This is a genomic window from Calothrix sp. FACHB-168 (assembly GCF_963889195.1).
Lineage (GTDB): Bacteria > Cyanobacteriota > Cyanobacteriia > Cyanobacteriales > Nostocaceae > Aulosira > Aulosira anomala_A.
Genome location: NZ_CAWPNJ010000021.1, coordinates 97,811 through 110,288, shown reverse-complemented (window position 1 = coordinate 110,288; position 12,478 = coordinate 97,811). Strand labels below are relative to the sequence as shown.

Annotated in this window: 10 protein-coding genes and 1 tRNA gene; all 11 read left to right on the top strand. The window is 39.7% G+C overall.

Annotated features, from left to right (window positions below; translation table 11 throughout):
* The first annotated feature begins 37 nt into the window (after positions 1–37).
* The 11 genes from AACW45_RS13765 to AACW45_RS13715 all read left to right on the top strand — a co-directional run bounded on the left by AACW45_RS13765 (position 38) and on the right by AACW45_RS13715 (position 11,955).
* A complete protein-coding gene (locus AACW45_RS13765) occupies positions 38–1,183 on the top strand; it encodes a polysaccharide pyruvyl transferase family protein (protein WP_190633161.1) in 1,146 nt (381 codons plus the stop codon).
* An 86-nt stretch (positions 1,184–1,269) separates the two neighbouring features.
* Entirely contained in the window at positions 1,270–2,196 is a 927-nt protein-coding gene (locus tag AACW45_RS13760) for a glycosyltransferase (protein ID WP_190633160.1), read from the top strand.
* Between the two features lie 87 nt (positions 2,197–2,283).
* Positions 2,284–3,228, top strand: coding sequence for a glycosyltransferase family 2 protein (locus tag AACW45_RS13755; RefSeq protein ID WP_199331125.1), 945 nt, complete (start codon positions 2,284–2,286; stop codon positions 3,226–3,228).
* Positions 3,229–3,262: 34 nt separating this feature from the next.
* A complete protein-coding gene (locus tag AACW45_RS13750; RefSeq protein ID WP_190633159.1) occupies positions 3,263–4,414 on the top strand; it encodes a glycosyltransferase family 4 protein in 1,152 nt (383 codons plus the stop codon).
* Between the two features lie 183 nt (positions 4,415–4,597).
* Positions 4,598–5,377: a class I SAM-dependent methyltransferase gene (locus tag AACW45_RS13745; RefSeq protein WP_190550785.1), complete on the top strand. Its 780-nt coding sequence runs from the start codon at positions 4,598–4,600 to the stop codon at positions 5,375–5,377.
* Between the two features lie 15 nt (positions 5,378–5,392).
* Positions 5,393–6,601 carry a glycosyltransferase gene (locus AACW45_RS13740; protein ID WP_190633158.1) on the top strand — a complete coding sequence of 403 codons (1,209 nt, stop codon included), beginning with the start codon at positions 5,393–5,395 and terminating at the stop codon, positions 6,599–6,601.
* A 39-nt stretch (positions 6,602–6,640) separates the two neighbouring features.
* Positions 6,641–7,795: a glycosyltransferase family 4 protein gene (locus tag AACW45_RS13735; RefSeq protein ID WP_190633157.1), complete on the top strand. Its 1,155-nt coding sequence runs from the start codon at positions 6,641–6,643 to the stop codon at positions 7,793–7,795.
* A 2-nt stretch (positions 7,796–7,797) separates the two neighbouring features.
* Positions 7,798–9,051 carry a glycosyltransferase family 4 protein gene (locus AACW45_RS13730; RefSeq protein ID WP_190633156.1) on the top strand — a complete coding sequence of 418 codons (1,254 nt, stop codon included), beginning with the start codon at positions 7,798–7,800 and terminating at the stop codon, positions 9,049–9,051.
* Positions 9,052–10,215 (top strand): glycosyltransferase, encoded by a 1,164-nt coding sequence (locus AACW45_RS13725; RefSeq protein ID WP_190633155.1) that lies wholly within the window; start codon positions 9,052–9,054, stop codon positions 10,213–10,215.
* A gap of 209 nt (positions 10,216–10,424) precedes the next feature.
* Positions 10,425–11,759, top strand: coding sequence for a hypothetical protein (locus tag AACW45_RS13720; protein WP_190633154.1), 1,335 nt, complete (start codon positions 10,425–10,427; stop codon positions 11,757–11,759).
* Positions 11,760–11,883: 124 nt separating this feature from the next.
* Positions 11,884–11,955: transfer RNA gene (locus tag AACW45_RS13715), tRNA-Gln, on the top strand.
* The last annotated feature ends 523 nt before the right edge of the window (positions 11,956–12,478 follow it).

Here is a 12,478-nt window from a genome sequence, read left to right as displayed (position 1 = left end):
TTAGTCTAAATATACTGTAGTAAACGGAGAATAAAAAATGATTACTGAAATTAGAGGAGTAGAATTTGACAACAAAGGAGCTGAATTAATGCTCCATGCAGTTGTTCAAAAAATGTCTGAATGGAATGACAAAAATATTGTGGCGATTCGACCTAAAATTGGTTCTTTTCGTCAAAGATCCCCATTAGGTCTTTACCAACTTATATGGTCAGATAAAAAGTTTCCACTTTTTGGTTCATCGCTTAACTCATTACTAAATCTAATTCCTGAAAAAACAAAAAATTCGTTTGGGTTAGTAACTTATTCACAAATTGATGTAGTTCTAGATGCTTCAGGTTTTACTTATTCCGATCAATGGGGATCTAAGAAATCACAGGTAATGGCAGATTTAGCCAAAAAGTGTCGCAAAGAGGGCAAAAAAGTTATTTTAATGCCTCAAGCTTTTGGACCTTTTGAAAACCCACAAGTGAAAAAAGCTTTTATAGAAGTAGTAAAAAACACTGATCTGATTTTTGCAAGAGAAGCTATTTCTTACAAATATCTCATGGAGTTAGGAATTGAATCTTCCCACATCAAGATAGCACCAGATTTTACTAATTTAGTCAAAGGAACTGTACCTGATTACTTTGACACTAGCTTCAAACGTGCTTGTATTATTCCTAATATCAGAATGACTGATAAAACCTCTGAAGAAGTAAAAAACCGCTATATTTACTTTTTAGAAACTTGTGCAGATATTTTATTTCAAAAAGAATTAAAGCCATTTATTTTAGTTCATGATACTGAAGATAGTAGTTTAGCATTTCGTATTCAGGAAAAGTTCGGAAACTCGCTGGAAATTATTTCCGAAAGTAATCCATTGTATATCAAAGGTATACTTGGTAATTGTTATGCAGTGGTTAGTTCTAGATTTCATGGTTTAATTAATGCACTTTCGCAAGGAATTCCTTGTGTGGCAACCGGATGGAGCCATAAATATCAAATGCTACTAGAAGATTATAATTGCCCAGAATGCTTGATTGATTCAGTGAGTTCAAAAGACGAAATTAAGCAAAAAATTAATATGATTACTGATGAACCACATCGTTCCCTATTATTAAAAAAATTGGAAGTTGCAAGTATAGAGCAAAAAAAGCTTGTATCTAATATGTGGGATGAAATTTACAATATATTGTCTAATTAGCAATGTATTGACTGAAGAAATAAACGTCAAAGCACAGTAATAGATATCTGTGCTACTGATACCAATAATCTTTGTCATTGATCCAAATGAAAAATATATCTACTACTAGTTACTTAGCCCAAGAATTTATCTCGATAATCATTCCAGTCTTCAATGACTCCGCTCGCCTGAAGCTTTGCTTACAAGCTCTAGAAAATCAAACCTACTCAAAAGATTTATATGAGGTAATTGTTGTTGATAATGCCTCCCAAGAAGATATCAAAAGTGTAGTTAGTCAATTTAGTCAAGCAAAGTTCGCTTATGAAGCTACTCCTAGTTCCTACGCAGCTCGTAATAAGGGAATATCATTAGCCAAAGGTGAAATTTTAGCCTTTACAGATGCAGATTGTATTCCCGAATCAGATTGGATTGAAAAAGGCGTAACAAGTCTGACAAATACCCCTAATTGTGGATTAGTAGGTGGTCGAATTGATATTTTCTTCCGTAATCCCGAACAACCAACTCCAGTAGAGCTTTATGATAGTATTGCCTTGAAATTTACGCAGGAAAGTGATGTCAAAAATCAACATTTTAGTGCTACTGCTAACCTTTTCACATTTAAACATGTTATCGATACTGTTGGTGGTTTTGATGCAACACTAAAATCAGGTGGCGATCGCGAATGGGGAGAGCGTGTTTTTCAAGCGGGTTATAAACAAGTCTATGCTGATGATGCTTGTATTAAACATCCTGCTCGATACTCATTTTCTCAACTTTATACACGAGTTGCTCGCTTTGTAGGTGGTAAACATGATTTATTTATGAGACAAAATCCTTCTCTATGGGAAATAGTTGAAGATTTTGTCGGAATATTAAAACCACCATTCCGAAGTTTTTACAGAATATTTAAAAATCCCCAATTGCATGGAACTAAGCAAAAATTAAAGTATACATTAGCAATGTTTTTTTTGAGGTATGTAGTTATATCTGAAAAGTGTCGACTTTACTTGGGAGGTACTTCTAGAAGAGAGTAGTTTGAATCGGGAAAATTAAATATTTGATACTCTTAGATAAGAATATGTGGAGTGAAGACATATTAATTACGGGTCAATAAAAAATATATGATAGACAATAATCCTTTAGTTAGCATTGTCATAAGTAACTATAATTATGGACGCTTTATTAAAGAAGCAATAGATAGTGCATTAAAGCAAACATATCCAAATATTGAAGTTGTTGTTGTTGATGATGGCTCAACAGATAATTCTCGAGAAATTATAGCAAGTTATGGCGATCGCATTGTGCCTCTGCTCAAAGAAAATGGGGGACAATGTTCATGTTTTAACGCAGGTTTTGAGGCTAGTTGCGGAGAAATTATTTGTTTTTTAGATGCTGATGATATTTATTTACCAGAAAAAGTTGCAGAAGTTGTCGAAATATTTAAGTCTTCTGAAGAAATTGAATGGTGCTTTCACAATCTCCGGTGGGTAAATGAAAATGCTGAATTATTACCCGAATTAAGTACTCAACGCCCTACTGTTGAATGTGACTTTAGAGATATCCTCAAATCAGGTAAACTTCCCCCACCTCTTCCTGCATCATCTGCTTTATCTTTCAGGCGATCGCTATTAGCAAAATTTTTGCCTAAGCCGATATCTAAGGCAGTTAAATCTACTGATTTTTATGTCAAATATATGGCAGTAGCACTGAGCAAAGGTTCCTTCCTCGGTAAGGTGTTAGCATTTCACAGAATACATGGTAGTAATGCAGCCACTTTAATCAATAATAAGCAAAACCTTCTGGCTGTAAGGGCTATAGAGTTTATAATTAATGGATCGTGGATTAAAGAGGAATTTCCAATTTTTAGGAAATTTGCTAATAAGCTAGTTTCTATTGGTATTTCTCTGCAATGGCAAAACGATAAAAAAGATTTTGTAACTCAATATTTTGTCACTCAGGACTATCTTAATAAATATATGAATTTAACTTCATTGTTAGAACAATTTGAAATTAATTTAAGAGCATTTTATTACTATATAAAATCCATAGTTCCTAAGGTTAATTAAAATTTATTTGTTGTATACATGAGCTAAGTAAAAGATGAGTAAATGCATTGTTATCACGTATCCCCACTCTCTGAGTACTCCCGGTGGAGGAACCAGGAGTTGTTTGCAAATTGCTCATCAGCTACAACAGATGGGTAATGAAGTAATTATTGTCTCGGTTTCCTCTGATGCTGCTACTGATAAATTAAAAGGTAAGCCAGTACAAGTTTTACCAGCAGAACCTAGCCGCTTACATCATTTTTTAGATTCTATTCCAGTTGCAAAAATTGTCAACAAGCTGCTGCAAGAAAAGCAAGTTGATGCGGTTTTAAGTTGGGAACATGAAGCAGCATATTTACCGGAGGTATTAAAGTCGAAAAAAGTTGTATTTGGGATGATTGCTGCTCATCCTTCTTATACAACATGGGTACATCGACAAACGAAATTTCGTTTTATGAAGCAGTTGAGCGATCGCTGGTTTCGTTGGCGACTTTTTAAATGTGCGGATGTGATTTTTGTCTCCTCAAATTTTACGCGCCAAGAATTGCTGAATTTATTTGCAGTCAAGGCGGAAAAAATTCAAATCACTCATCGCGGAATAGATGATGAATTTAGCAAAGTAGCGCGATCGCCAAAACAATCAGTATCTAATTTGATTTTTTACGGTTCTTTCGCTCCCCCCAAGGGAGTTTTTGATGCGATCGCGGCTTTAGGTAAAGTCGCAGCTAAAGGTTACAAGCACTGGAATCTCAAATTAGCCGGCTGGGATTACGAACAAGAAGTTAAACAAGCGATCGCCGAAAATAACATTGAAAACCAAGTCTTGATGCTAGGACAGTTGAATTCGCGAGAACTGGTGCGAGAATTGACTAATACTGAGTTAGCAATTTTACCTTCGCGTATGGAATCTTTTGGCAGAGCGATCGCGGAAGCTCAAGCTTCGGGATTACCAGTGGTTTCTTATGATTGCGGTTCTATCCCGGAAATTGTGGATAATGGGGTAACAGGATGGCTAGTACCAGGCGAGAGAGTAGATTTACTGGCTGATGCGATTATAGAAGCTATGGAAAATCCAGATAAAACTTTTCAAATGGGAATGGCGGGACGCGATCGCGTTATGCAAAAATTCTCTTGGGAACAAACTGCTACAGCAATCATCTCAGGTATTGAGAATGCACAGCAGCAAATAAAATCAGTGGCTCAATAGTTGCGAATTATTCATCTACCACCATCACAGAAATCCTATTTAATTGCTCGCCAGGTAAAAAAATACTCCATTGCTATTGTTATCAGTCAACAGTCAACAGTCAACAGTCAAAAATATTCGGAGTTCACTAAGTTCATTGTGTAGTTAATTTTGTAGTCATAGTTACTGGAAATCTCAAGGAGAATGATGATTGATTTAAAGTCTCATAGTGGTATTCAAGAAACAAAATACTACTTGTCACAAATTGCCAAAAGTTGTATCTCAGCAGTCCAATCTGTTACCTATGCCGGACAAGAATATACTTGTCCTTGTTGTGAAAGCAGTTTTCGGACATTTTTAAAAGCTGGTATTAATAACAGGCCAAATGCTGAATGTCCTAAATGCTTTTCTTTAGAAAGACATCGCCTGTTGTGGCTATATCTGAAAAATCGTACCAATTTATTATCGGAAAATTTGAAGGTGCTGCATTTTGCACCAGAATTTCAACTCTACAGATTGATTCGCAAATTACCAAATATTGATTACCTCACGGCTGATTTATCAGCACCAAGGGTAATGGTGAATATAGATATTACAAGTATACCTTTTCCTGATGCATCTTTTGATGCAATTCTTTGCAATCACGTATTAGAGCATATCCCCGATGATGGCAAAGCAATGAGGGAACTTTACAGAGTACTCAAACCAAATGGTTGGGCTATTCTCCAAGTACCCCTAGATAATAATTTAGCAGAAACATTGGAAGATCCGCAGATTACTTCTGAGTCAGATAGAATCAAATTTTACGGTCAAAAAGACCACGTGCGGCTTTACGGACGAGACTATAAAAATAGGTTAGAAGCAGCAGGTTTTCAAGTCCAAGTACATGATTACATTCAAGAAATAGGCACAGATTTAGCCGAGAAATATCGCTTGGTGAGTGAAGATACTAACACCGAAGATATTTATTTTTGTACTAAATAAAGGAGCGATCAGAACATGAAGCAAGCTATCGCTGAGAACGTGTCTGCACTCCGCGTACTGTTTATTAGCCATACCTATATGGTGGGCGTTAATCAAGGTAAATTAGATGCGATCGCATCCACCGGTCAAGCAGAAGTGGGTTTGCTCGCACCTAGTACATGGCAAGCTTTTGCTTGGGGAAAGCGGATGCAATTGGAAATGCCTTTTCCCCGCATTCGGATGTTCCCGACTAAGGTGTTTTTTGACGGGCGTAGTACGGCATATTTTCATCCACCACTAGCTACTCTACGCGCCATCCGCGATTTTAAACCAGATATTTTACAAGTTGAACAAGAAATACTGGCAGTATCTGCATTTGAGATGGCACTGTGGGCTAGACTCACAGGTAAAGCATTGGTTGTGTTTTGTTGGGAAAATATTGACCGTCGCTTGCCTTGGTATCGCGCTTTAATGTATAATTTTGTACTAAAATCAGCCAAGTTGATTATTGCTGGTAACCAAGAGGGTGCAGATATTATTCGCAAATGGGGCTATCAGGGTAAAATTGCCGTCATGCCCCAGCTGGGAGTAGATAACACGTTCTTTGCCCCCCAAGCAAACAAACAACCCGATCGGGAATTCCGTATAGGTTTTGTTGGTCGCTTGGTCTATGAAAAAGGCATTGATTTAATCTTACAAGCTGCCAAACAACTGCGCGATCGCGGTTATGCATTCAAAGTTGTTTTGTGTGGAACTGGTACTTATGAAACAGAACTCCGCCAAGAAGCACAAAAGCAACAAATAGAAGACTTGGTAGTTTGGCAAGGTGCAGTCCGCCATGATGAAGTACCCCAGGTGATGAATCAGTTTGATGTCCTGGTGTTACCCTCTCGCAGTATCCCCACCTGGAAAGAACAATTTGGTCATGTACTGATTGAGGCAATGGCGATGGGAATTCCCGTAGTTGGCTCAACTTGCGGCGAAATTCCTAATGTAATTGGTCGTCCTGATTTAGTGTTTCCCCAAGGAGATGCGGCAGCCCTAGCAGCTATTTTAGAACGCATGATGCGTGAACCCAATTGGTGGCAAGCAGCAGGACAATACAGTTTGCAAAGAGTGGAACAACACTATACGCACCAAAGTATTGCCCAAAAATTAATTAACCTCTGGCATCAGATCATCGATCTAGATCATCCACAGGTAGTACAACAAGATCCACAAAACCACGACCGAGCGACTGTTTGAGCAGTACAATACCTAAAATTAACCAGCAAGAGAATTAAAATGCGTGTAGTAATTGTCCGCAGACTACCTAAAGCCTCCTTTAGTATGGATGTTTATGCTGATGGTTTGGTGAGCGGACTGAAAGCTGTTCGCCCAGATTGGGAAATTATTGAATTAACTCCTAATTCTTATTCTCTGACTAACAAAAAAACTTCTTGGCTCCAAGGAATTGAGAAATATTATGAGCGTTATTGGCGCTATCCTGCCACAGTTAAACAACAGGTAGCTGATATTTTTCATATTATTGACCACAGTGATGCCCATATAGTCCAGTGGTTGCAGGGAAATCAGCAACCTGTAGTGGTTACTTGTCACGACCTGATAAATTTCATTTATCCAGAAAATATTCAAGATCAGGCCAAACTACCACTTGTGAGCATGACTGCTTGGAAGTATGCCATCAAAGGACTCAAACAGAGCGATCGCATTATTTGCGTCTCTAACCATACAGCCAAAGATGCAACGCAACTGTTACATACACCAACAGAACGCTTAAAAGTCGTCCACAATGGGGTGGAGCCAGATTTTTATCCTTTACCTGCCGAAGAAATCGCCGCTTTTCGTCAGCAGCAGAGATTAACACCAAATACCCTGTGTTTGCTCAACGTCGGCTCAAATCATCCCCGCAAAAATGTGACAACCATACTCCAAGTTTTAGAAATCTTGAATTCTCAAGGGATGGATGTTCATTTTTGGAAAACAGGCGCAGACTTTACCAACGAACAAAAAACATTTATCCAGAAACACAACCTTACCCCTTGTATCACCTACTTAGGTAAGCCAGATAAAAATACACTCAGACAAATTTATAATGCAGCTGACATTTTGTTAGCACCTTCAATATATGAAGGTTTTGGCATCACTATTTTAGAAGCAATGGCTTGCAAAACAGCCGTGATTAGCTCTAATGCGACTTCCTTACCAGAAGTAGTTGGCGATGCAGGAATTTTAGTTGAGCCTTTAGATGTGCAAGCTATGGTTGAAGCCATACAACGCATTCAGCAAGATTCTCATTACCATCAACAACTGATTCAGCAAGGATTAGTCAGGGTAAAAAACTTTACCTGGGAAAAAGCAGCTGCTCAAGTGGCTGAAGTTTACGAAAGTTTGCTGGGTTTGCAGTCAGATGATTCTTTACAAAAATCTCTAGTCTAGATATGGAAAATCCACAAAAACCCTTAAAAGTTCTCCTTTCTGCCTATGCTTGCCGTCCGGATATGGGTTCGGAACCGGGTGTTGGTTGGAATATGGCGCGAGAATTGGTGAAAGATAACCAAATTTGGGTGATCACTCGTGCCGAAAATCGCCCCCCGATTGAGGCGGAACTGGCAGAAAATCCGATTCCCAATTTAACAGTACTTTACTACGATTTGCCAGCTTGGGCGCGGTGGTGGAAAGGCAAGAGCCGAGGCGTACATTTGCACCATTACCTCTGGCAAATTGGCGTTTACTTCTTGGTACAAAATTTACATCGCCAAATTAATTTTGATTTGGTACATCATGTTACCTACGGTAGGTATTCAGCCCCCAGTTTTCTCTCTTTACTACCCATACCATTTGTTTGGGGGCCTGTAGGCGGTGGTGAATCTGCACCCCAGCCTTTCTGGCAAGATTTTAGCCCCGGTAATAAAATTTACGAGATATTCCGCAATATTGCTGCCTGGGTAGGCGAGCGCGACCCCTTTGTGCATCTCACAGTCAAGCGCAGCCAAGTAGCAATTGTTGCCACACCAGAAACCTCCGCCCGCGTTAGTGCCCTTGGTGCCAAGCGAATTGAGGTAATTTACGGACAAACTGGTATTAATCAACAAGAAATTACAAAGTTGGGACAGCTACCAGTAGGTTCATCGGCAACCGCAATTCGCTTTATTAGTATTGGCAGATTATTACATTGGAAAGGCTTTCACTTAGGTTTGCGGGCTTTTGCGCAAGCTAACCTAGCAGAAGGCGAATTTTGGATTGTTGGCGACGGGCCGGAAAGAAAGCGCTTAGAAGCCCTGTGTCAAGAATTGCAAATTAGCGATCGCGTGCGTTTTTTTGGCAACCTACCACGAGATTTAACCCTAGCTAAATTGGGCGAATGCGATGTTCTCGTACACCCCAGCTTGCATGATTTTTCCCCCACAGTTTGCTTAGAAGCAATGGCAGCTAATCGCCCAGTCATCTGTTTAGAACTAGGCGGCCCGGCAACTCAAATCACCGCCGAAACTGGATTTAAAATTCCCGCCCACAACCCCCAACAAGCCGTTTTAGACATGGCCAAAGTCATGCAACGTTTAGCGGCAGAACCAGACTTAAGAGTGTGCATGGGCACAGCAGGTAGGCAAAGAGTTAACCAGCTTTACAGTTGGGAAATGAAAGGTAAGTTTTTCCGGAAAATCTATACAGAAATCATCCATCAGGGGGCTTAAATGCGGGTTCTCAGCGTACACAACCGCTATCAAATTCGCGGTGGCGAAGATGAGTCTCGCCAAGCCGAGGAAAATATGCTGCGAGAAATGGGGCATCAGGTAACAGTCTATGAGGAACACAACGATCGCGTTGCCCAGATGAGTCAGTTACAAGTAGCATCCCGGACAATTTGGTCGTCAGAAGCCTATCAAATTGTCCAAAGTCAACTCAAACAACAGCCCCAGGATATCGTTCATGTCCAAAATTTCTTTCCCTTAATTTCTCCTTCAATTTATTATGCTGCCAAAGCTGAGGGTGTACCTGTAGTCCAAACCCTGCGGAACTATCGCTTACTTTGCCCTAATGGTTTATTTTTTCGCGATGGGCAGGTTTGTGAGGACTGTATGGGGAAATTTGTCCCCTTACCGGGAGTTATACATGGTTGTTACCGCGATAACCATCTCGCCAGCGCCACTGTCGCCACCATGCTAACAGTCCACCGGACTCTGGGGACTTGGACAAAAATGGTCGATGTTTTCATTACCTTAACCGAGTTTGCCCGCCAGAAATTTATTGCTGGGGGTTTACCCGCAGATAAAATCTTCGTCAAATCTAACTTTATTCATCCCGATCCCCAACCAGGGGAGGGGAAGGGAAACTATGCTGTCTTTGTCGGTAGGTTATCTGAAGAAAAAGGGTTAGATACATTACTAGCAGCTTGGCAGCAATTACCCGTAAAACTACCGCTAAAAATTATTGGCGACGGGCCTTTAACGGCCAAATTGACCTCAGATACCCAAAATATCCCGGAAATTGAGTTATTGGGACGCAAACCTATGTCAGAGGTTTATGACTTAATTGGCGAAGCAAAGTTTTTAATCTTTCCCTCCAATTGGTACGAAACCTTTGGTAGGGTAGCAGTTGAAGCCTTTGCTAAGGGAACCCCAGTAATAGCGGCTGATATTGGCGCGATCGCTGAATTAGTCGAACATAATCGTACCGGACTCAAATTTATGCCCAGCAACTCAGCAGATTTAGCAGCTAAAGTTACTTGGCTCCTAGAACATCCCCAAGAATTAAATCAAATGCGCCAAGAAGTTAGAATAGAATACGAAACAAAATATACAATCAAACAAAATTATCACAAACTCCTAGAAATCTACGATCTAGTTCGCAAAGTTTAAATAGTCACCATCATATACATCTAGCAATTCTATTTTATCTGCGAATAAAAGGGACAAGGAAGACAAGGGAGACAAAGAAGACAAGGAGGACAAGGAAGATAAATATTTTTCACTTCTAATTAACCTTTTGACTTTTGACTTTTGACTTTTGACTTTTGACTTTTGACTTTTGACTTTTGACTTCCGCATAGCGGTACTAGCCCCTCCTAATGCTAAAAAATTCTGTAATTATAGTCCTAGCCTTTGCTAGTGCTTTTTTTCCAAGACTTCTAGATGCTGCTGGATTTCCTGCATTAATAAATTTTGCTCACCTCATATTAATTCCCTTAATTTCCTTCTACATAATTGCCAAGACTCATACCAGATTGCGCGTGAATAGAGTCTTGGAAATGCTCGCAGGCTTGATGTTATTGTTCACTATTGTAGTTGCTAGCGCCTTACTCAATAAAGCAGGCTTGATTAACGTCTTACTCGACTTTCTTTTACGTGCTGAATGGTTGATATTTTTGCTGGCAATAATTAGTATTAATCCCTCAGCCAAAAGTTTAAAAGCTTTACGTTTTTGGTTTTTATCATTTGCTTTTATCAATATCTTTTTTGCCTATGTCCAAAAATTTATTCTGCGTTGGGATGCAGGTAAAGCCGCAGGCGGTGACTATATAACTGGCGTATTTTTGGGACAAGGGGCGGGTTGTGACGTATCCTCCGGTGTTTCCATTATTTTTGCAATTTATTATTTTACAAGTTCAAATAAAAATCCCCTATGGATACGCATAGCTGTATGCATAGCAGCCATTATTCATATTTTTATTACTGATGCAAAATCACACTTTTTGGTATTTTTAATTGCTTTTCTCTTCTTAATGTTAACTAAAGTCAAATTAAGTATCAAAAGTATTACTGAAGTTGCTAAATATGGACTAATTACTGCATTTGCTGCTGGTGGAGTCTACATAGCATCTCAAACTGTAGCGCGATCGCTATTAATTTTTGCCGATCCTGAGAAAATGCAAGATGGTTGGAGCTTAAAATCATGCGTATTCCGGATTATTCCCTCTCACTATGAAACAATTTTAAATTGGTTCCTTGGTTTGGGGCCGGGACACACTGTTGGCAGATTAGGGGGATGGTTTCTCAAAGACTATGCCAGTTTATTATCTCCCTTAGGAGCCACAATATCTCCCGTCAGCCAGCAAGTCTGGGATGCTGTTTGGTCTACTTGGATTGGCCCGAGAAGTCGTCTGTGGTCTCCATTCTTTGGTTGGGCTGGTATCTGGGGAGATTGGGGATTATTAGGTTTAGCCGCTTTTTTGTTGGTGATGTATATTGCTTGGCGTAGGTTTTGTATAGATGATGCTTCTCGGTTGATTCTCCTGAGTGTTGCGAGTTTTGGCTTGATTTTTACGCAAATGGAAGAACCAGGATATGTCATCTCTGTAGCAGCAATTATTGGTCTACGATGGCAGGAAATACAAATTGCTACGCCCAAAGTTCAGTCAATGCCTAGTTTTGCCTTACGCACCAGAAGCCTACAACGCGGGTAATTACCTAGCAAATTAGGCATCTGGCTCCAGTAGAGGAAAAAATTGAGATTTCTGCAAAAACAATGCTCAAACTACTTGACATCTACTGGGGAGTGACTGCTATATTATCTAAAGTGTTCAGTTTTGGGGCGTAGCCAAGTGGTAAGGCAGCGGGTTTTGGTCCCGCCATTCCTAGGTTCGAATCCTAGCGCCCCAGTTAAATATCAATGAAGATAAGAAAAGCCTCATATGGCTAACTTGTAATCTTCAAATTCTTGAAAGCCAGGCGATCAGCTTGGTTTTGTTTTTAATGGTGCCTAATTATATAAAGCTGTCGGTAAAACCCATTCCTTCTGCGGATGGGATGAAAAATACCCCCACAGCCTTGACTGATGACTGATGACGGTTAACCGTCAACCGTCAACCGTCAACATAAAATCCCATACCGTTCTGGGGGTGGAATGAGCTTAACTCTGTACTTTTGGGAAATGCTGAGTGCGGCTTGCGGAACACAATGTGGTGAAAGTGTATCTTGTACCTATATGTAGTTATGCGGAGATTGGCTACCTGCTCTAAAAAAAATTTATATACTAGTCTTAGATCATAGTTGTCAGCAGTTAATTCTACATCTTTTCGCTAACCTGATTCATAATTTATTTAATTTCACCAATCCGGTTTACGTGATGCTACTGTAGTAGTACTGAATTTGTTTCAGTTGGGCTGCGTTTTCACTGGTGTAG